The following is an 18,670-nucleotide window of genomic DNA, read 5'->3' as shown; positions in this document are numbered from 1 at the left end:
GCTCATGACAATCTACATCTTTTTATTTGGAGTCCTCCTGTCGGCAGGGCTCTTTTTCATTACCGCCGATCTGCTGCGGCTGCCCACTCTCGCCACCCAAAAGGCGATGCTGTCGGCGGGTAAGCAGGCCAAGGCAAAACCCAAAGCCACCGATGCACTGCTGCGAAACGCCGCCGTCCAGCTTTCCCGCTACCTCCGCATGGATGAGTACAAGAAAAGCAGAATGGAAAATGTGCTGTCGGCGGCAGGACTTTCCGACTCGCCGGAGCTGTTCACGGCAATGGCAATCGTCAAGGCAATGAGTATTGCGCTTTGCATCATTCCCTGCCTTATCGTCCTCCCGCTGCTGACACCCATTGTACTGTTTGCTGCCGTGCTGGTCTATTTCAAAGAGATACGCAAGGCGGACGAGGCTCTGGCAGCTAAACGAGGCAAAATCGAACAGGAACTGCCCCGCTTCGTTGCAACCATCACCCAGGAGCTGAAAGCCAGCCGGGATGTGCTGTCCATGCTGGAGAATTTCAAGAGAAATGCGGGAGAAGATTTTTCCGCAGAGCTTGATATCCTCACTGCAGATATGCGCTCCTCCAGCTACGAGGCGGCACTGACGAGGTTCGAGTCAAGGTTCAATTCGCCCATGCTCTCGGATATCACGCGAGGGCTGATTGGCGTACTTCGCGGAGATGACGGCGGGATGTATTTTCAGATGCTGGCACACGACATGAAGCAACTGGAACTCCAGCGGCTTAAAGCGCAGGCCATGAAGATTCCGCCCAAAATCCGAGTATTTTCCTTTGCCATGCTGATGTGCTTTCTCATGACCTACATGGCGATTATTGTCTATGAAATCATCACATCCCTCGGCGGGATGTTTTAAGGAGGTGTGCAAATGCAGCGAGAACAGATGATAGATGCATTTCGGGAAAAACTCGACCGCAACTGGAACGATTACCTCCGTGAACTGGACGGACTTTCCAAAGGTGTTCTCATCGGAAAAAGCGATGAGATTACTGCCGCCCGCTTTGTCTATAACGAGCTGTACGGTGGTGGGTACCCGGAGGACTATATGGAATACCTCCTGTGTTTTGAAAACCCGCTGGAGGTCGCAAGGGATCAGTGGATATCGGAGCAATCGGTGGATTTCAGTGAAGAACTCAATCATGCGCTCTGGAGTCTGATGGACAAGGGTACAGCAGAACAGGATTATGCTCTTGACCCGGAATATACGCCGGGTCCCGCAACAGACAAAAAAAACACTGTGCGGGAATTCATTGAACACCATCCCTGTGCCAATCTCGACATGTTGACTCCCGGTGGTAGTGTGTATCTGACTCCGGAAAAAGCACAGCTTCTGCTGTCCGGGCAGAGCATAATGGGGCATCCTGGCAGTCCTGAGTATGGGAGGGAAATCACCGCGGAGGAACTGCTTAATCAAGAAGTCCGTAGGGCCAGTTTCAGCAAGGGTACATGGCGCATATTAAGCGATTACATCCGGGAGCCGGAACAGGAGCAGGCCCCCTTTGAACAGGGGGTGACCATGTGCTGAAAATACTGAAAAGCAAAGCCGGAGAAGGCTACATTGATGTGGCGGTGCTGGTGCTGTGTGCCATGCTGGTTATCGCCCTTGCGGTGAAGGTGTTCCCGGTGTATATCCAAAAACAGCAGATTGACACCTTTGCCGTGGAACTCATTCGGGAGGCGGAAATCTCCGGTCAGATCGGCAGCGAAACCGGCCGCCGTGAACAATTCCTGCGGGAAAAGACCGGACTGACCCCCACCGTGACATGGTCCAAGACCGGCAGGATTCAGCTTAATGAAGAAGTCACGGTGACGGTCACCTACAAGACCAACATCGGGCTTTTTGCCGGGTTTGGCTCGTTCCCCATTACGCTGAGAGCAGATGCAGCGGGAAAAAGCGAGGTCTACTGGAAATGACGGAAAAAATCAAGCAAATCCTACAAGGGAAAAGCGGCTCAGGCTTCCCGCTCATCATTGCCATCGCCTTGTCGCTGGTGATTATCTTTACCGGCATTTCAGAATATTTCCGGCTTGTAATCGTAGCGCAGGGCGTGCGGGATGCGGTGCAGACCGCTGTTATCTCCACCGTCAACGACAACTACGACGATGTGTACCACGGCGTGCGGGAGGGTTATTCGGGAGCCTACCAGCCCATTGCCGAGGATTTTGAGGAAAGCATTGATTACGGCGATATCTATGACAGGCTGGATGGTGTACTCGGTCTTTCCTACAGCGGCGGCTATCATGAAAAACGCACTCCGGACGGCAAGTTGGAATTTAAGGTGTGGAATCTGGAGGTGGATATCCGAAACGCTCCCTTTGCATCGGGCGACCAAGCCTCCTCCCGCTTTGAAGCTGACAGCACCATCATGCTGGAGGTTCCCGTGTCTTTTGGCGGAAAACTGCTGCCCCCCATGACGATCAAAGTCAAGACCAGCGCCGGATACACACCGAGGTTTTAACCCTGCGGAGAAGTTTTCTTGGAATAATGATAGACTTTTTGAAAAGTTCGTGGTAGGGTGTGACTTAACAGGAACCTATCAAAATTTAACAAATAGGAGGACACTCTTATGAAAAATATGAATGCCAAAACGAAGAAATGGCTGGCCGTAACCGGATGCCTCGCCCTCTGTGCGGTGCTTGTGGTACTGATCGGACAGCAATTCATAACCCCAAAGCCGGTGGATACCCCACCCTCGCCCCAAAGCTCCGAGGTGAGCAATGTGACGGTGGACACCAGGGTGCCGGATAGCACAGAGAAAGAAAAAGAGAGCACCGTAGCCCCGCCTGATACCACCCAACCGACAAACATCGACAACGGTGCAGTTTCCAGCGGCACGGAACAGACCATCCAAAGCGATGCAACCAAGCCGGAATATACTGAGGAACAGCTCAAAGACCCCACGCAGAAACCTGACGGCGAAAAGGTCACGGAGCCTCCCAAGCCCGTCGACCATGATAAGGTGGAAAAGCCCAAGGATACCCCAAAAAACGACAATCAGCCGCAGGGCGGCGAAACCAAGGACGGCAAGATTTATGTGCCGGGTTTCGGGTGGATTGACGATAACGGCGGTGGCGGTCAAGGCACAACTGTAGACGGTGACGGCGATATCAATAAACAAGTCGGCAATATGGGGGAATAACAGAATACTTTCACAAGGCACGGTTGAAACAGACCGTGCCTTTACTTTTGCAAAAAGGAGGCCGCAATGAAGAAATTATTCAAGAGCATAGCCAGTCTTATGCTGGTGCTTTGCCTATTCTGCCCCCTAACCGCATTTGCTGATACCGGCGGCAGCGGAAATATCGATGGCGGCGGTGGAGGCATGGGCAGCGGAACCAGCACCAACACATGGAGCGGCGGTAACGAGGGTGTGCGTATTACTGTGGTTCGGGCAAGTGATCACGCAACGGTCACCACGCCGGTAGATTTTACAAATAAGAAACCGGACAATATTCGTGTTCATTTTGGAAAGGTAAGCAAACTGTCCTATAGCTCCGGTCAGCAATTAAGCCCTACCACAAGTGTGTACCATTATATCAATCCAGCTCAAACCATACCCCGCATTATCAGTACCAACGGAAGCAACAATATTGCCGCCATCAAGAAGTATTTCTGCTCGGAATATGTCATCAAACGCATTGCAGATGTAACAGGCATGAATTACGATGTTCTCATCGGCGGTGAGTATAAAATCCTCTTGGAGCCCATTGCCTACTACAAATTTGAGGGAGTTATGATTGCCACCACCGCTACCGAAGCCGCCCTGTATGATGAACAGGTTAGCGGTCTGCTCCGCAGAAGAATGGTGTCTCTTACCCACAAGAATCTGCCCCTCGCCATGTTTTTGGAGGTAGGCGACCTCGGCTATCCCGCATGGGGAGGCAGCAAAAGCAGCGCCGCATCCAATGCGGATATCAAGTCCAGCCTTGGACTTGGCATTGTCCGTTTTACGGAGAAACCAGAGGAACCTCAGATTGACGCCTACGATTATGAGTACCGGGTAAACACCAATGTCATCACGGCGGTGAGGATCAGCGGAGGTCAGTCCGATCCCGACAGGCCCACCCGCATCAGCTTTAATATCGGTGGGCAAACCTACAGTGTGGGCAATGTCTACTACCCCGAAGGCGATAGCCAGCTTGCGTGGGTAAAATGGAAAACCCCCGATACTGAGCAGAACATGACAATTCAGGTGACGGTATCCGGTCCCGGCAGTACGGCGAAAATGACCCTCAACGTCAAAATCCTTGACCTTGATAAGAACCCTCCGCCCAATCCCGTAGCCGATGACCGCAACGATAGCTTCCGTGCTTCTGCCATACCAAGCAGAGCGGTAAAAAGCTCGGCAAGCTGGAGTGTCTGGCGGCCGTGGTGGCAGGAATATTGGGTGTGGCACAGTGATTATGACGATGAAGGAAACGATAACGGATATTGGTGCGATCACGGATGGTGGGAGTTTGACCTGAACCGTTACAGTGCCAGCCTGACCGCCGCCATGAGCATCAAATGCGACAGCATGAATCCGACTGCCAGCGGAAGAACGATGAAATCGGGATATGGCATCAACCAGACCGTCACCGGAAGTATCAGCTCCAACCAAAGCTCGGCGGTTACCCAGCCGCAGAATGCGGTCAGCTATTTTCCCGAATTTGCCTATGAAACCTATTGGCGGCTCTTGGAGCGCATGGGATCGGGGCGATTTGAGCTTCAGCAAAACCCTTACTCCACCTACAAAAACCGCACCCATTTCAGCCCGATCTGGATGCCGGACGGAGCATATACCGTTAACACATGGCTCATTGATGGGTGGACTCCGGATGGAATGCTGTCGGCCAACCTTACAGACAGCCTGACCATAAGGGGCAACTTGTGGCAGGACTGGCACGTCGCTCCTAAGAAGCCATAGCAGGGAGGATACAATGGCATATGAACGAATTGAGGCGCCAAAAGGCAGCCTGTACCACTACACGCAAAAGGACCGGCTGGATGCAATATTGCAGGATGGGCGCATCCGGCGATTTGGAGATCGTGAGTGCTGGTTCTGCACTTCTCTCGCAGACACCCTGCAGCTTATGGAAATGACCGTCATGAAGGAAGGACATCCCTATGTTGATACACGGGGATTTTTACAGAGATACCCCGCTTTTGTACCAGAGGGTTACATCATCCTAAAGCTGGAGCAACGGCATCAAAATGGGGAATGGGTAAGATGGAATCAGGAGATGCCACCCGGCGTCCTCCCGAAATACTTGCGGAGGCTGAAGAATTCAGCTTGTTGAAGAAAGGCTTCCGCGGTGACCTGAAATTTTATCAGAACCCCCAGGTAATTGAAGTGTCCTCGCTCCTGGAAGAACAGGCTCAGGGCATGGATATGACAATGAAACTATAAATACAGAAAAAGAACAAGGCTGCAGGAGCAATTCTGCGGCCTTTTCTTAACTTTTAGAAAGGTGGTTTTTATGAAAAGGTATAAGAAAATTGCTCTTATGCTTATCCTCGTCCTCATGGTAACCATGTTCTTCAGCACAACCGCTTTTGCGGCAAATGGCGATGTTGCGGGAGCTATTGAGGGCACATGGAATGACGCCTCCGGGCAGATTAAGACGGTGGTCAACAAGGTGGTGTTTCCCGCAATCGACCTCATTCTGGCGGTGTTTTTCTTTGCAAAATTAGGGATGGCGTACTTTGATTATCGAAAGCATGGTCAGTTTGAGTGGGCGGCTCCGGCGATTTTGTTCGCCTGTTTGGTGTTCACCCTTACGGCTCCGACTTACATCTGGACGATTTTGGGGATGTAGTAAGGTGTTCCGATTATGCATGATGGTGTTTACATCAGAAAAGTAAGGAGAGCAGCTCGTGCCACTCTCCTTACTTTACAAAATGATTCCGCTATTCTTTTTCGCCCTCAGGCCCGGATTCTTTTCTAATCTCAAGTACGATGCCATCATCGCCAGAGATAAAAAGCTCCTCCGTTTTTTGCTGTGCGCGCTGAAGCAACGATATCGCGTCCGTCACATCATTGAACAGCGAATCGTACATTTTTTTGTAATCTGCCATGCAATTGACCTCCTAAGATTATTTCGGCGGCCACCGTTGTGTGGTATTGAAACTCTGAAAGAGCTGATTGTCAAGTTGTTTTTGAGCTTTACTCAAATAAAAATCATTGCTCGAAATTTATTAACCGAGATGAATGAACACACCGTGTGCCTTGCTACGGTGTGATTTTTTATGTCTCGAAGGAGGTGAACTTCCAAATGTTTATATGGGATTTTGTCCTCGGAACCGTGATGGATCAGATCATCGAATGGCTCTACGGACAAGTGGTTGGCTTTCTTGCTGACTTTTTTGCACAAATGGGAAATATGGGCGTGGAGCTGTTCTCTATGGAATGGGTACAGTCCATCGTCCTGTTTTTCTCTTATCTGGCTTGGGCGCTGTACGGGACCGGGCTTGTGGTGTCGGTGTTTGAAACCGGAATCGAGTACCAGCACGGCCGGGGCAGCATAAAAGACGCCGCCTTAAACGCCATCAAAGGCTTTATGGCGGTGTCCCTTTTTACCATCTTACCGGTGGAGCTGTTCAAGCTCTCGGTCAATCTCCAGAGCAGCCTCACGGCAGGAATCACCGGCTACGGAAGCAGCTTCGGTGACCTTGCGGGGAACATCATAGCAGAGCTTGGCAGCTCGTCAGACCTGGGCGGTGCTATGGGCTCCGGTATCTTTGGAGGGCTGTCGGGCATCACAAACCCCATCATGATGCTTTTCCTGATTATCATGATGGGATACTCGGTCATTAAAGTTTTTTTTGCCAATTTAAAACGTGGGGGCATTTTGCTGATCCAGATTGCTGTAGGCAGCCTGTATATGTTTTCCGTTCCTCGCGGTTACATTGACGGATTTACACAGTGGTGCAAGCAGATCATCGGTCTGTGCCTCACCACATTTTTGCAGGCAACCATCCTTGCCGCAGGGCTTATGGTCCTGAGAACCCACGCCCTGCTGGGGCTTGGGCTGATGCTTTCCGCAGGGGAAGTGCCAAGAATCGCTGGAGCTTTTGGGCTGGACACCAGCACAAAGGCTAATGTGATGAGTGCCGTGTACACGGCGCAGGCCGCTGTGAACACCACCCGAACTGTGGTGCAGGCGGTTGCACCGAAATAACGCAGAAAGGAAAAAGGCCATGAAATTGATTTATATGGCGTCCCCCTACGCCGGGGACATCGAAAAGAATACCGAGTTTGCCAAGAAAGCGTGCCATCATGTAATGAACGAGGGGTACGCTTTTTTTGCGCCCCATTTGCTATACCCCACCATTCTGGACGAACATCAGCCGGAACAGCGTCAGCTTGGGCTTGACATGGGAATCGCCATGTTGTCCCGTTGTGATGAGTTATGGTGCTACGGCGACCATATCTCACTCGGAATGCACCTTGAAATCGAGGAAGCGGGCAGACTCGGAATCCCGGTACGCCGGGTAATGGAACAGGAAAACGGCTTTGCCATAGGCAGAGTAAAAAACAATGTACCGGCCGAGGCTCCCGAACAGGCTATGAGGATGGTCTGATGATGACGATGGGGAGCCTCTTCGATGGGATCGGAGGCTTCCCGCTTGTTGCTGTCCACAATGGAATCACCCCCTTATGGGCAAGTGAAATCGAAGCCTTTCCCATTGAAGTGACAAAAATCCGATTTCCTGAAATGCTCCATGTCGGAGATATCACAAAACTTGACGGAGCGGCATTGCCTCTTGTGGATGTGATCTGCGGGGGCAGCCCATGCCAGGATTATGCCGAGAAAATAGTTATCCCGAAGTTTAAGCCATTGCCTTGTAAATAAAGGGGTTGTGGTCAAAAACTTCGGGATAACAATATTGGGTATTTCATTAGATTAAGCCAGATAATTTGAGAATCATGTCCTCATCGTCAACCCAAACCGGCACGGGTGGCGGAGCGTTACCTCGAACGATCTCAGCTTTGTTAATCGCCGCGCGCTTCATTTCGGTATCTGCGTAAGCATATACTTTGGTTGTTTCTTCACTGGCATGACCGAGATATTCAGAAAGCAACATCATCGGCATTCCTTGGTGGTACAGGTGCATTGCTCTGGTATGCCTGAGCATATGCGCATGGATATGTGGCGGGACCTCCGGGCAGGCACGGCAAGCCAAATCTCCGTATTTTTTCAGAAACAGCGCCACCGTATCTGCGGACATAGGCTGCTGTATTCCATGAATAACGGTGTAGAATAAAGGTTTTTCACTGTCCGCCGGTTCATTGGTATGGAATGTACGCAAATATCGCTCACAATGCTGAACTGTTCCGGTAAGCAAAGGTACCGTGCGGGTCTTGTTTCCTTTGCCGTGCAAATAGGCAATGGGATGCTGAACCTTAACGCGCAGATCACGAACCTTCATGTCCAAAAGTTCACCGCAACGCGCGGCTGTATCATACATCAGCACCATAAAAAACAGGTTGCGCAACCCGGTTCGTTTTGTCGGATATGGCTGTTTCAGTAAAACCTCCAACGCTGTTTCCGACAGATACTCTACCACCTTGCTTTGCGGAGTTTTAATCGGAATATTCTGGACGGTTACGCTTAATGCAATCTGCGTGCAGTCGAGCTCCCCGGCGTAATTAAAAAATGAGCGCAATACCATAAGCCGTTGGTTTCGGGTATTGACGCCGCAGTGCCGGTCATTTTCCAGCCAATCAAGAAAATTCAAAATCATTTCTCTGTTCATGGCATCAAATCGTATTTGCTTAACGGACATCCTTTGTTCCGTCCGCAAATACAAAATGAATAGATTCAGCGCCTGGCGGTAGGATCGAACCGTATTTTCGCTAAAGCATCTTTGGTTGGGCAGATACTCCAACAGAAAACTTCTGATGGTATTAAAAAAATCATTCATCGCACTCCACCTCCGGCAAAAGATGTTCTGACGCTGAATAGTCAAACCCCGCCATTTTTTCAAACAGGCCCGGAACCAAGTGGATATAGTAATATGTGTCGCTTAACTGCGTGTGGCCCATATACGCGCTTAGATACGGCAGCATGGCGGTTACGTCCTTGCCATCACGCATCCACTGGTACAGACGGTGCGTCGCGAATGTGTGCCGGAAGTCATAAAGTCTGGGGGAATGCTCACCGGATGCTCCGATTCCTGCTTTGGCTTTAGCAATGCGAAATGTCTTTTCCAGCCACTCTTTGGTGTACAGATTTCCATCGGAATTGGGAAAGAACAGCTCACGTCCCGGCATAAGCCGTGAAACAATTTCATCATATCGCCTGCACATTTCAACAACATCATCCGCTATCATCACAATGCGGCTTTTGTGACCCTTACTTTCCATAATCTCCAAGCGTCCCTTTTCCAAATCCACATCGGCAGTCCGGAGTTTTCGGGCCTCGCAGGGGCGCAGGCCACAGCAATACAATAGCCGGACAAGCGTTGGAAGAACAAAATGGCGGATAGGATAGCCCTTGCGCGGCCGCAGATGGTCTAAAACATCCCATAGTTCAGCGATTTCTTCCTCGCTGTAAATGTGTGGGATGTGCCGCTGACCTTTCTTTGCGAAATTGGGATGGAGCACAAAGGCCGGTTCCCCGCAACGGTTTAGGTAACGAGCAAATTCCCTGACCGGCATTAAGCGATTGCGAAAAGTATTGTTGCCCTCCGTATTCTTTCGGACAGCCCAAGCCAAGCATATCTCTTTAGTCAAAGCGGTTTCAGAGGGGAACCTGTCAAGGCAGAACCGGTCGAAATCGCGCAGCAGTCGTAACGATTCGTTATACGGAAATCCGACGGCATTCTTTTGCTGTACAAACCCGCACAGACGCTTGTCAAAAAGGCTTTCAAACGTGTATGTCATGCCAAATCACCAACCTTCTCGCAAGGCACAAGCCCCAGAGCGCAGGTTTTCAGGCCTTGCTCATCTACGGAGAGATACGGTTTCGCCGAATCAATCTTTGAATGCCCCAAAAGTTGTCGAAGCAATTCAAGCGGTATCTCGTTTTGCAGCAACCGGGTTCCAAACGCCCGTCGGAAACTATGGAACCCCCGGTGGGGAATATCTGAAGCAATTTTTGCGCGGTGCAGGTACTTTGTCACAAGGGCGCTGGCGCTGCGGTTGTTAATGGGGCGCAGAGCGCCGGTGTGACACAGGAAAATATACGGCAAATCACTTTCTGGGCGGGCATGGAGCAGATAGTCTGCAATTGCGTTGCCGCTTTCAGGTTCAAGAGGAAGACTCAGCGGCTTTCTCGTTTTCTGCTGAACAATGCGAATCTCCCGGGCCCGCCAGTCAATGTCCTCCCGTTTGAGATTTACAACATCACAGGCGCGCAGGCCGGTTTGGGCGGACAAAAGCATCATGGCGTAATCACGCTTACCGACAGCCGTTGCTAAATCTGGTTCATCCAGCAGGCACGCTGTTTCGTCGCCGGTAAAACCCTCTCGGAATACAGTTCTGCGTGCGACCATCTCAGGAACCGCAAGGCTGAGGTTCTCCGGTGTGAAATTGTTTTCATACAAATGCAGGAGAAATATCCGCACGGAAAAGATGGCCGAGTGCAGACCGCTGGTATATCGGGTTGCCATATGGGTTATGGTGTCGCTGACCTCTGCCAAAGTGATGCCGTCAAAGGATATCCTGCCACGCGCTTCCAGTTCAAAGAAAAAGGTGCGTATGGCGCTTCGAGCCGTCTTGACCGTGCTGCCCGCAAGTATGCCGGTACGGTTAGCATTGTCACAGAAATGGAGAAGCAAGGCTGAAAATTCGGGAGCCGGTTCGCGCTGCCCCCAATCTGGAATCTTGCAGAAAGTAATGCCCCCGGTTCGGTACATTTCAGCCAGAAGGTAACTCGCTTTGCGCAGGTTCTGGTATGAAACCCGTGAGGTAAGACCTTGCTCATATTTGCTTCGTATTTCCGCCACTATGTCGGATGACAGTGATTCAGAATAGTGTGCCAGTCCTTGCTCTGTATGCCTGCGCAAGATGATTGTCATTCCTTCGACCGTATAATGCCGCACTGTCCGTTTCGTCAGCCCCGCTTTGAGAAGCTCTTGCTTCACTCGCCAAATCAGTGCGAAAAGATCGTCGGGGTCGGTCAGTTGTTCAGGTGTTGGCATGTCCAGTTCAACACTTTGGCGCGGTTTTCTCAAAATAGGATTCCAAGGGCGGAGTCCGGTCAACTCCGCTGTACCGGTCTGTGCAAAGTGTTTGAGTAATTCACTCCCACGCCGGACCAGCCGCCATTTCCATTCGGAAAACTCACCCTGTTCAAAATGTTCGCGCTGTTCCAGCACAAAAGCGTCAAGCATTTCGGCGTTCACATCCATAACACCCTGTCGGGTGAAATGGCGAATAATTGCACCAAAACCTGTAACTCGATACCCTTTAACTGTTTTCGCGCTTGCGCCGCTCCTCTCCAGTAGCCTTAGAGACTGCTCGGCGGCCACTTTCAAATTAAATGTGTCCATTTGTTTTACCTCGCATTTTCAGATAGTCAGATGAAACCTGCCTTTTCTATTATGCAATTAAACGATGAACACAATTCTATTATCCCGAAGTTTTTGACCACAACCCCTTTATTTACAAGGGCAACGGCTTAAACTTCGGGATAACTATTTTCTCGGCATAATCCTGGTTATCCCGAATTCGGAATAACCAGGACCTGAGTGTGGCTGGGCAGCGTGCCGGACTTGCCGGAGAACGCTCTGGTCTATTTATGGAGCAGACACGGATTGCAAAGGAGATGAGAAAAGCCGATGAGCAGCGAAACGTACCAGCTCACTTTATTCGACCTCGATACCTCGTTTGGGAGAATGTCCCCGGAGCCTTTAGCTCCGCAGACGGCGAGGATTTCAGGGCGGTCATCGAGGAGATCGTCCGCATTAAGTACAGTGCCTGTGATGTGCCTCGACCTGAGTCCGGGCGCTGGGAATCTGCTGGGGCTGTCATATTGGGAACTGAATTCAGCTTGGCTTGGCGTGTCATGGACGCTCAATTCTGGGGAGTCGCCCAGCGTCGCCGTCGCATCTTCCTTGTCGCAGATTTTGGAGGCACAACCGCACCCGAAATACTATTTAAGCAAGACGGCCTGTTTGGGGATATTGCGGAGAGCGGAAGCCAGGGGCAAGGAGCTGCCGCCCCAGCTCAAGGAGGCACTGACGATACAGGCGGAGCTTGCCTGACCCCATGGGATGTGCAGAGCCGCCGCATCTTTGAGGAAACTGGAACATGGCCCTCTCTTTATGGCGGCGAAGGCGGCGGGCATGGGTATATCCAGACAGAGGAAAAAACAGCGATAGCCTTTGCCGCCAACCAGCGTGATGAAGTGCGGAACCTCCAGGATGTAGCCGGAGCCTTGGGTGCCAGCCCCGGCATGAAACAGCAGACTTTTGTGGCGGATGCTGAAAAAATCAGCGCTTTTCATGTCAACCAACGGGACGAGGTGATTGATCTTGACGGCATATCAGGCGCTCTGCTGGCAACCCGCAATATGCAGATGCAGACCTTTGTCACCCAGCAGCCATTGGTCTGCTTAAACGACCATGGCGGAGAACGAATGGATATCACCGAGGAAGTAACCCCTACGCTCCGTGCAGACATGGGAGGTCATCCTCCCCTTATATCCCAGCCGAACTGTCTAAACGGATGGGATACCCAGCAAAGCCGTGTGTTCACGCCGGAGGGTGTGGCGCCCACTCTTGCCGGAGCGGACGGGGGCGGCGGAAGAAACCCGGCAGGACTTCTATTTGCGGCAGGAGTTATCAGCAAAGGTGACGGCGATTGTTTTCTCACGCCGGAGGTTCATACCTCCATCACCAGCGGCGGCGGTCAGGCCGGACAGGGCTATCCCTGTGTGCTTACCGCAGGATTCTGCGGCAATGCCAGCGCAGAGGCCAGAGGAATCGGTTATCAGTCAGAGTGTTCGCCCACTATTAAAACCGGTACTGCTCCATCCGTGCTTTGCTTAAACGATCAAGGCGGCAGCCAGATGCACTGCACGGAGGACATCACAGGTACGCTCCGCGCCCAGGAGCATGGTCACCAGCCGCTGGTCATGGCGACCCAGCAGGGAGGCGCAGAAATCGGCGTCGGCATCTGCCCAACCATCACTGCCAGCGCAGGCATGAGCGGAAACAACCAGCCGGTGCTGTTTGATAACCATGCCAAGGATTGCAGATATAACGGACCGTTGGAGGTAGCCCCTACCGTCACCTCGACCTATGGTACCGGCGGCAATAATGTACCGCTCGTGGGAAGTGCTATTTTGCAGGAAACCATCTGCATTGCTGGCAACACCATTGACCGGGAGCCGGAGAACGGCGGCAACGGATTGGGCTGTCAGCCGGACATCAGCTATACCATTACCACCAGCGACCGCCATGCGGTATTCAGCCGACAGCGGAGCGATGAATTTTCCGAAAATGATGTGGTTGCCACACAAAGTGCAAGGCAGCATAAGGATGCCACCGATCTCATTTGTCAGCCTGAAGTATTCGGCCAATCACAATATGGCAACTATGCGGAGGGCTGTACCACTCTGCGTGCCCAGGGTGGCGACAACGGAGGCGGAAGCGAAAATCTTGTAAAAGAGAATGGACGCAACCTCATCCGCAGACTTACTCCTCTGGAATGTGAGCGGCTCCAGGGCTTTCCTGATGGCTGGACGTTGATACCGGGAGCATCGGACAGTGCCAGATACAAGGCACTTGGAAACAGCGTGGCGATACCGTGCGTGGACTTTGTCCTCCGTGGCATCGCTTATTTTTTGCGAATAATCCATGAGGAACAGGAGGAATCACCCCCATGTATATCTACCCCGACAACTTAAAGTCAAAGGCTACCCTGTGGCTATGGGAGCTACGGGATATTGGAATCATCGGCGTCGGATGTCTGATTTCTGTCTTTGCCCTTTCCCAGCTCGGCTGGCTGCCGCCCATCGTCCTGACGGCGCTCTATGCCTTTTTATCCATACGTTTTGAGGACGTGAGTATCCTCGATTTTATCCGCTATGCCGCCGCTTTCTTCTTCGGCAAGCAACAATCCTATGAATGGAGGGCATGAATATGAACAGAAAAAGGAAACAGGAGGCAAGGGAGAAAGCCTCCACCCGCCAGCTCATCGGCATCGAGGACATCACAGGCCACAGCCTTGTGACTCCCCATGGTGAGCTGGTGTTTTTTATGGTTAAACCCACCAACATCAGCGTCCTGTCCGATTCCAGCATCGGGGCAAGGATTTATGCTCTTATGAATGTGCTGAAAGGCATCTCGGATATTGAAATGCTGTGCCTTAACAGCCGTGAAAACTTTGAGGGCAACAAGAGCTATCTGAAAGCCAGGATGGATGCCGAGCAGAATCCTGTCATCCGAAAGCTGCTGGCACAGGACATGACCGCCCTTGACCGTATGCAAGTGCAGATGGCAACAGCGCGGGAATTTTTAATCATCATCCGCCTGCGTGGAGAAAAAGAAAAGGACGTAGGCCCCTACCTCTCCCGTATCGAAAAGAGCCTCAAGGATCAGGGCTTTACTGCGCGCAGAGCCGGTGAAGCCGATACCAAGCGTCTGCTTGGAGTCTACTATGAGCAAAATGTCACTACTAAGATGTATGAGGATTATGACGGCGAGCGCTGGGTGATTCTCGGAGAATAAGTAAAATTCAATAGGCCGTAGGGAGGTACCTTGCGGCCAAAAGGCATGGAACCTCCCACGGCTGGACAGGAGGTATTTTTTCATGCCTAAAATCAAAAAAACAAAGGCTGATGCTGGGGCGGCAGAGTCGAAAATCAAGGATTTTCTTGACATGATCGCACCGGGCATCATCAAGTTCAATACGGACCATTTTATATGCGGCAACACCTATCGGTGTGTCTGGGCTCTCCGTGAGTACCCTACCGCAACCGATGAGCAGGCCATCCTGCGTCATCTTGGGGAAAAGGACGGTGTGACCCTGCGTATCTACACCAGACAGGTAACGGCGGCAGAGGAAAAGAGAATCATCCATAACGCAGCCAATAAAAACCGCATGGATAAGAGCAGCACCAACGATCTCCAGCAGACAGTCACCGCCGAAAGCAATTTGCAGGATGTGGTCACACTGGTGTCCTCCATGCACCGAAACCGTGAGCCGCTCCTCCACTGCGCTGTTTTTATTGAGCTGACAGCGAACAATTTGGACGATTTAAAGCTCCTCCAGACCGACGTCTTGACTGAGCTGGTCCGCTCAAAACTCAATGTAGACCGGCTGATACTGCGCCAGCGGGAGGGCTTTCTGTCGGTCGGCCCTGCGGGACGGAATGTGTTCGGCAGCCAATTTGAACGGGTTTTACCCGCCAGCTCGGTGGCAAACCTCTATCCGTTCAATTACAGTGGCAAGACCGATCCCCACGGCTTCTATCTTGGCCGTGATAAATTTGGTTCAAATATCATTGTGGACTTCGATAAGCGTGACGATGACAAGACGAATGCGAACATTTTAATCCTCGGTAACTCCGGTCAGGGCAAGAGCTATCTCCTCAAGCTCATCCTCTGTAACATCCTCGAATCGGGTAAGTCCGTCCTGTGCCTTGATCCTGAACATGAATATGTTGACCTCGCAGAGAACCTCGGCTGTTTCATCGACTTGATGAGCGGGCAATACCGTATCAATCCTCTGGAGCCTAAAACATGGGATGAAGGAGGCAGCCCGGAGGACACCGACGCACCCCAGGCATTCCGCCAGTCCACCAAGCTCAGTCAACACATTTCCTTTCTTAAGGATTTTTTCCGCTGTTATAAAGATTTTTCCGACCGCCACATCGACGCCATAGAAATCATGCTGGGCAAGCTGTACGAAAAATTTGGCATCAGCGACCGCACTGATTTCAGAAGCCTTGCCACCACAGACTATCCTGTCTTATCTGACCTTTATGCTCTCATTGACGATGAGTTTAGGGGATATGACAAAAGTAACTATCAGCTCTACCCGCAGGAATTGCTGCAGGAAATCCTGCTGGGGCTCCACTCCATGTGTATGGGAGCCGAAAGTAAATTCTTCAACGGCCACACCAACGTGACCGACCACCGCTTTATTGTGTTCGGAGTAAAAGGATTGCTGCAAGCCAGCCGGAATGTGAAAAACGCCCTGCTGTTCAATGTGCTTTCCTTTATGAGCGACAAGCTCTTGACCGGGGGAAATACCGCCGCATCAATTGATGAGCTGTATCTGTTCCTGACCAATCTGACTGCGATTGAGTATATCCGAAATTTCATGAAGCGTGTCAGAAAAAAGGAGTCGGCGATAATTCTGGCTTCTCAGAATTTGGAGGACTTCAATATAGAGGGCATCAGGGAGCTGACAAAACCGCTGTTCTCCATTCCTACTCACGCTTTCCTCTTTAATGCAGGGAACATTGACAAACAGTTTTATATCGACAGCCTCCAGTTAGAGGAATCCGAATACAACCTAATCCGCTTCCCCCAGCGTGGTGTGTGCCTCTACAAATGCGGCATAGAGCGGTATAACCTTGCGGTCCATGCCCCTGCCTACAAGGAAAAGCTGTTCGGAAAGGCGGGTGGCAGATAATGAAGAAGGGAGAAAAAGTCATGGACAGAGTTCAAAATCAGAAAGAAAACAAGGCGGGTATCCTCGATGATATGCTGTCTTTTATCCGCTACACTCCGAACCGGGAAGCGGATATATTAGCTTTTATGGAGAAGTACCAAAAAGCGGATCACGAAGAACGCCCTGCTATTTTGGAGCATCTCCGGTGCTGCATGGACGGAAAGGAATACCCCAACCCTTACGCCGGGGGCTACCATTATACGCCGGATGATGTGTCCCTCATGGGAAAGATTCTGGATGAGTACATCGATGATCTCGTATCCGCAGAGGGTGATCCTGCCGCTATCTCGGAGTGTGTGCGGGATACAGTCTTGAAAATCAATGCTCTCAATGAGGAATGCGGACGGTACCTGATTGATACCTGGCGCAGGGAACGGCTGTGCGGATTCATCAACTCTGCTGCGGAAACAGCGGGACTGTCACAGGAAAAAGACCTTACCCTGCAGCACAGGATGTGGTAAAGGCGGTGGGTAAATGGAGATACAAGGTCAGAATTTCGGGATTGAAATTGAAATGACTGGGATTACACGAAGCCGTGCCGCCGAGGTGATTGCAGAACATTTCGGCACGACAAAGGAATATGAAGGCAGCTTCTACGATGCCTATTATGCCTGTGACAGCCAGCGGCGAAAATGGAGGGTCATGAGTGACGGCAGTATTGACTGTCAGAAGAAAGACGGCCGCAGAAAAGTAAGCGCCGACAGGAGCTACAGCGTAGAGATGGTCAGCCCCATCTGCCAGTACCAGGATATCGAAACTGTGCAGGAATTGATGCGCAAGCTCCGGGAAGCCGGGGCATTTGTGAATTCCTCCTGCGGTATCCATATCCACATCAATGCCGCCCCCTTTGATGCCCCCAAACTCCGCAACTTGGTCAACATCATGGCGGCCAAGGAGGATATGATCTATAAGGCATTAAAGGTTTCAAGAGGCAGGGAAACCAACTACTGCCAAAAGATTGACTCTGCCTTTTTAGAGCGGATCAACCGGCAGAAACCCACTACCCTCGACCAACTGAAGCGTATCTGGTACAACGGCAGCGATGGCAGCCGGGAGCATTATCACGATAGCCGCTACCACTGTCTCAATCTGCACAGCGTGTTCCAGAAAGGCACGGTGGAATTCCGTGCTTTCAATGGGGACCTCCATGCCGGAAAAGTCAAAGCATATGTGCAGTTCTGCCTCGCCATGACCGCACAGGCGCTCAACCAGCGGTCGGCAAGCCCGACAAAAACACAGTCCACCAATGAAAAATATACCTTTCGGGTGTGGCTTTTGCGCCTCGGTATGATTGGGGATGAATTTAAAACGGCCCGTAAGCATCTGCTGGATCACTTGGAGGGCTGCATCGCATGGAAAGACCCGGCACAGGCAGAAAGGCAAAAAGAACGGCTGCGGCAAAAGCGTGAAGCGGAGCGGTCGCAGGAGCAGACACCGCCGGAAGAAGCTGTGCCGGAAACTGTATTGGAAGCGGAGGATGAACAGTCCTCCGCTTTTACTATGTCAATGTAAAGGAGATCGTATGAAAAACAAACTGTATATTGCCTATGGCAGCAACCTCAATCTGCCGCAGATGGCTGGGAGATGCCCCACCGCCAAGGTGGTCGGGGCTTCCGAGATAAAGGATTATGCCCTTGTGTTTCGGGGCGGCAGGCACGGTGCGGTGGCTACCATTGAGCCTTGCGAGGGTTCTTCTGTTCCTGTTTTGCTGTGGAAGATCACGCCGAAAGATGAGACTGCCCTCGATATTTATGAAGGCTTTCCCAGATTTTACGACAAGGAAACCATGGACCTCCCGTTGGACGGCAAGACTGTTTCAGCCATGGTCTACGTTATGACGCCGGGGCATCGCCTGGGCTATCCCTCCGACTATTATTACAATACCATCCATGACGGTTACAAAACTGCGGGCTTTGATACCGCTGTTTTGGAGCAGGCGATAGATTATACCGAGCAGCTCATGGAAAGCGAACCGGAGCCGGAACAGCAGAACCTGTTCGGTTTTGGCAGCCAGAAATGGTGGTGATGGCATGGCA

General features: G+C 51.5%; 21 protein-coding genes and 1 pseudogene. 18 read left to right on the top strand and 4 right to left on the bottom strand.

Annotated features, from left to right (window positions below):
* Nucleotides 1–4: 4 nt before the first annotated feature.
* The 8 genes from SGLY_RS00320 to SGLY_RS00285 all read left to right on the top strand — a co-directional run bounded on the left by SGLY_RS00320 (nucleotide 5) and on the right by SGLY_RS00285 (nucleotide 5,820).
* The gene (locus tag SGLY_RS00320; RefSeq protein ID WP_013623307.1) at nucleotides 5–877 is read left to right on the top strand and encodes a hypothetical protein; all 873 of its coding nucleotides are present in this window, start codon (nucleotides 5–7) and stop codon (nucleotides 875–877) included.
* Between the two features lie 12 nt (nucleotides 878–889).
* Nucleotides 890–1,546: a hypothetical protein gene (locus SGLY_RS18210; RefSeq protein WP_013623306.1), complete on the top strand. Its 657-nt coding sequence runs from the start codon at nucleotides 890–892 to the stop codon at nucleotides 1,544–1,546.
* Nucleotides 1,540–1,935 carry a DUF4320 family protein gene (locus SGLY_RS00310; protein ID WP_013623305.1) on the top strand — a complete coding sequence of 132 codons (396 nt, stop codon included), beginning with the start codon at nucleotides 1,540–1,542 and terminating at the stop codon, nucleotides 1,933–1,935. Before SGLY_RS18210 ends, SGLY_RS00310 begins: the two co-directional genes overlap by 7 nt.
* Nucleotides 1,932–2,480 carry a hypothetical protein gene (locus SGLY_RS00305; protein WP_013623304.1) on the top strand — a complete coding sequence of 183 codons (549 nt, stop codon included), beginning with the start codon at nucleotides 1,932–1,934 and terminating at the stop codon, nucleotides 2,478–2,480. The genes SGLY_RS00310 and SGLY_RS00305 overlap by 4 nt, the downstream gene beginning before the upstream one ends.
* Before the next feature lie 108 nt (nucleotides 2,481–2,588).
* Nucleotides 2,589–3,161, top strand: a complete 573-nt coding sequence (locus SGLY_RS00300) for a DUF6550 family protein (protein ID WP_013623303.1) — start codon at nucleotides 2,589–2,591, stop codon at nucleotides 3,159–3,161.
* 66 nt (nucleotides 3,162–3,227) lie between these two features.
* Nucleotides 3,228–4,928, top strand: a complete 1,701-nt coding sequence (locus tag SGLY_RS00295) for a DUF8193 domain-containing protein (protein WP_013623302.1) — start codon at nucleotides 3,228–3,230, stop codon at nucleotides 4,926–4,928.
* 13 nt (nucleotides 4,929–4,941) lie between these two features.
* Complete coding sequence (locus tag SGLY_RS00290; RefSeq protein ID WP_330615988.1) at nucleotides 4,942–5,301, top strand: hypothetical protein; 360 nt, start codon at nucleotides 4,942–4,944, stop codon at nucleotides 5,299–5,301.
* A gap of 180 nt (nucleotides 5,302–5,481) precedes the next feature.
* Entirely contained in the window at nucleotides 5,482–5,820 is a 339-nt protein-coding gene (locus tag SGLY_RS00285; RefSeq protein ID WP_013623301.1) for a DUF3852 domain-containing protein, read from the top strand.
* Nucleotides 5,821–5,911: 91 nt separating this feature from the next.
* Here the strand turns inward: SGLY_RS00285 and SGLY_RS17990 are convergent, their stop codons facing one another.
* Nucleotides 5,912–6,079 carry a hypothetical protein gene (locus SGLY_RS17990; protein ID WP_167875176.1) on the bottom strand — a complete coding sequence of 56 codons (168 nt, stop codon included), beginning with the start codon at nucleotides 6,077–6,079 and terminating at the stop codon, nucleotides 5,912–5,914.
* A 197-nt stretch (nucleotides 6,080–6,276) separates the two neighbouring features.
* On the opposite strand from SGLY_RS17990, the gene SGLY_RS00280 reads away from it, so the two are divergent.
* From SGLY_RS00280 to SGLY_RS00270, 3 genes and pseudogenes are all read left to right on the top strand, one after another.
* The gene (locus SGLY_RS00280) at nucleotides 6,277–7,182 is read left to right on the top strand and encodes a conjugal transfer protein TrbL family protein (protein WP_013623299.1); all 906 of its coding nucleotides are present in this window, start codon (nucleotides 6,277–6,279) and stop codon (nucleotides 7,180–7,182) included.
* Between the two features lie 19 nt (nucleotides 7,183–7,201).
* A complete protein-coding gene (locus SGLY_RS00275; RefSeq protein WP_013623298.1) occupies nucleotides 7,202–7,585 on the top strand; it encodes a DUF7768 domain-containing protein in 384 nt (127 codons plus the stop codon).
* A pseudogene (locus SGLY_RS00270) lies at nucleotides 7,585–7,806 on the top strand (DNA cytosine methyltransferase); the annotation flags it as partial. The gene SGLY_RS00275 and the pseudogene SGLY_RS00270, both read left to right, overlap by 1 nt.
* A gap of 97 nt (nucleotides 7,807–7,903) precedes the next feature.
* On the opposite strand, the gene SGLY_RS00265 reads toward SGLY_RS00270, so the two are convergent.
* The 3 genes from SGLY_RS00265 to SGLY_RS16885 are packed head-to-tail and all read right to left on the bottom strand — an operon-like array spanning nucleotide 7,904 to nucleotide 11,500.
* Nucleotides 7,904–8,929: a site-specific integrase gene (locus tag SGLY_RS00265; protein ID WP_013623296.1), complete on the bottom strand. Its 1,026-nt coding sequence runs from the start codon at nucleotides 8,927–8,929 to the stop codon at nucleotides 7,904–7,906.
* The gene (locus tag SGLY_RS00260; protein WP_013623295.1) at nucleotides 8,922–9,890 is read right to left on the bottom strand and encodes a tyrosine-type recombinase/integrase; all 969 of its coding nucleotides are present in this window, start codon (nucleotides 9,888–9,890) and stop codon (nucleotides 8,922–8,924) included. Before SGLY_RS00260 ends, SGLY_RS00265 begins: the two co-directional genes overlap by 8 nt.
* The gene (locus tag SGLY_RS16885; RefSeq protein ID WP_013623294.1) at nucleotides 9,887–11,500 is read right to left on the bottom strand and encodes a tyrosine-type recombinase/integrase; all 1,614 of its coding nucleotides are present in this window, start codon (nucleotides 11,498–11,500) and stop codon (nucleotides 9,887–9,889) included. Before SGLY_RS16885 ends, SGLY_RS00260 begins: the two co-directional genes overlap by 4 nt.
* Nucleotides 11,501–11,748: 248 nt before the next feature.
* Between SGLY_RS16885 and SGLY_RS17725 the strand changes: the two genes are divergently transcribed.
* From SGLY_RS17725 to SGLY_RS00220, 7 genes are all read left to right on the top strand, one after another.
* Nucleotides 11,749–13,860 (top strand): DNA cytosine methyltransferase, encoded by a 2,112-nt coding sequence (locus SGLY_RS17725; RefSeq protein WP_264373166.1) that lies wholly within the window; start codon nucleotides 11,749–11,751, stop codon nucleotides 13,858–13,860.
* Nucleotides 13,836–14,093 carry a hypothetical protein gene (locus SGLY_RS00245; RefSeq protein ID WP_013623292.1) on the top strand — a complete coding sequence of 86 codons (258 nt, stop codon included), beginning with the start codon at nucleotides 13,836–13,838 and terminating at the stop codon, nucleotides 14,091–14,093. Before SGLY_RS17725 ends, SGLY_RS00245 begins: the two co-directional genes overlap by 25 nt.
* 2 nt (nucleotides 14,094–14,095) lie before the next feature.
* Entirely contained in the window at nucleotides 14,096–14,683 is a 588-nt protein-coding gene (locus tag SGLY_RS00240; RefSeq protein ID WP_013623291.1) for a hypothetical protein, read from the top strand.
* An 82-nt stretch (nucleotides 14,684–14,765) separates the two neighbouring features.
* Nucleotides 14,766–16,595: a VirB4 family type IV secretion system protein gene (locus SGLY_RS00235; RefSeq protein ID WP_013623290.1), complete on the top strand. Its 1,830-nt coding sequence runs from the start codon at nucleotides 14,766–14,768 to the stop codon at nucleotides 16,593–16,595.
* A 20-nt stretch (nucleotides 16,596–16,615) separates the two neighbouring features.
* Nucleotides 16,616–17,095, top strand: coding sequence for a hypothetical protein (locus SGLY_RS00230; RefSeq protein WP_135659050.1), 480 nt, complete (start codon nucleotides 16,616–16,618; stop codon nucleotides 17,093–17,095).
* A 13-nt stretch (nucleotides 17,096–17,108) separates the two neighbouring features.
* The gene (locus SGLY_RS00225; protein WP_013623288.1) at nucleotides 17,109–18,146 is read left to right on the top strand and encodes an amidoligase family protein; all 1,038 of its coding nucleotides are present in this window, start codon (nucleotides 17,109–17,111) and stop codon (nucleotides 18,144–18,146) included.
* 10 nt (nucleotides 18,147–18,156) lie between these two features.
* The gene (locus tag SGLY_RS00220; RefSeq protein WP_013623287.1) at nucleotides 18,157–18,660 is read left to right on the top strand and encodes a gamma-glutamylcyclotransferase family protein; all 504 of its coding nucleotides are present in this window, start codon (nucleotides 18,157–18,159) and stop codon (nucleotides 18,658–18,660) included.
* Nucleotides 18,661–18,670 lie beyond the last annotated feature (10 nt).

It is taken from the genome of Syntrophobotulus glycolicus DSM 8271 (assembly GCF_000190635.1).
In the GTDB taxonomy this organism is placed as follows: domain Bacteria; phylum Bacillota; class Desulfitobacteriia; order Desulfitobacteriales; family Syntrophobotulaceae; genus Syntrophobotulus; species Syntrophobotulus glycolicus.
Note: the sequence above shows the minus strand (reverse complement) of the source record. Positions and strands in the feature narration are given on the sequence as shown.

Bases quoted from the DNA above. Each gene is read 5' to 3' on its own strand.
- SGLY_RS00225 (WP_013623288.1), top strand. From the start codon at position 17,109: ATGGAGATACAAGGTCAGAATTTCGGGATTGAAATTGAAATGACTGGG.
- SGLY_RS00220 (WP_013623287.1), top strand. From the start codon at position 18,157: ATGAAAAACAAACTGTATATTGCCTATGGCAGCAACCTCAATCTGCCG.
- SGLY_RS16885 (WP_013623294.1), bottom strand. From the start codon at position 11,500: ATGGACACATTTAATTTGAAAGTGGCCGCCGAGCAGTCTCTAAGGCTA.
- SGLY_RS00245 (WP_013623292.1), top strand. From the start codon at position 13,836: ATGTATATCTACCCCGACAACTTAAAGTCAAAGGCTACCCTGTGGCTA.
- SGLY_RS00300 (WP_013623303.1), top strand. From the start codon at position 2,589: ATGAAAAATATGAATGCCAAAACGAAGAAATGGCTGGCCGTAACCGGA.
- SGLY_RS00290 (WP_330615988.1), top strand. From the start codon at position 4,942: ATGGCATATGAACGAATTGAGGCGCCAAAAGGCAGCCTGTACCACTAC.
- SGLY_RS00320 (WP_013623307.1), top strand. From the start codon at position 5: ATGACAATCTACATCTTTTTATTTGGAGTCCTCCTGTCGGCAGGGCTC.
- SGLY_RS17990 (WP_167875176.1), bottom strand. From the start codon at position 6,079: ATGGCAGATTACAAAAAAATGTACGATTCGCTGTTCAATGATGTGACG.
- SGLY_RS00265 (WP_013623296.1), bottom strand. From the start codon at position 8,929: ATGAATGATTTTTTTAATACCATCAGAAGTTTTCTGTTGGAGTATCTG.
- SGLY_RS00230 (WP_135659050.1), top strand. From the start codon at position 16,616: ATGGACAGAGTTCAAAATCAGAAAGAAAACAAGGCGGGTATCCTCGAT.
- SGLY_RS00235 (WP_013623290.1), top strand. From the start codon at position 14,766: ATGCCTAAAATCAAAAAAACAAAGGCTGATGCTGGGGCGGCAGAGTCG.
- SGLY_RS00260 (WP_013623295.1), bottom strand. From the start codon at position 9,890: ATGACATACACGTTTGAAAGCCTTTTTGACAAGCGTCTGTGCGGGTTT.
- SGLY_RS00305 (WP_013623304.1), top strand. From the start codon at position 1,932: ATGACGGAAAAAATCAAGCAAATCCTACAAGGGAAAAGCGGCTCAGGC.
- SGLY_RS00295 (WP_013623302.1), top strand. From the start codon at position 3,228: ATGAAGAAATTATTCAAGAGCATAGCCAGTCTTATGCTGGTGCTTTGC.
- SGLY_RS00240 (WP_013623291.1), top strand. From the start codon at position 14,096: ATGAACAGAAAAAGGAAACAGGAGGCAAGGGAGAAAGCCTCCACCCGC.
- SGLY_RS00275 (WP_013623298.1), top strand. From the start codon at position 7,202: ATGAAATTGATTTATATGGCGTCCCCCTACGCCGGGGACATCGAAAAG.
- SGLY_RS00285 (WP_013623301.1), top strand. From the start codon at position 5,482: ATGAAAAGGTATAAGAAAATTGCTCTTATGCTTATCCTCGTCCTCATG.
- SGLY_RS17725 (WP_264373166.1), top strand. From the start codon at position 11,749: ATGGAGCAGACACGGATTGCAAAGGAGATGAGAAAAGCCGATGAGCAG.
- SGLY_RS18210 (WP_013623306.1), top strand. From the start codon at position 890: ATGCAGCGAGAACAGATGATAGATGCATTTCGGGAAAAACTCGACCGC.
- SGLY_RS00280 (WP_013623299.1), top strand. From the start codon at position 6,277: ATGTTTATATGGGATTTTGTCCTCGGAACCGTGATGGATCAGATCATC.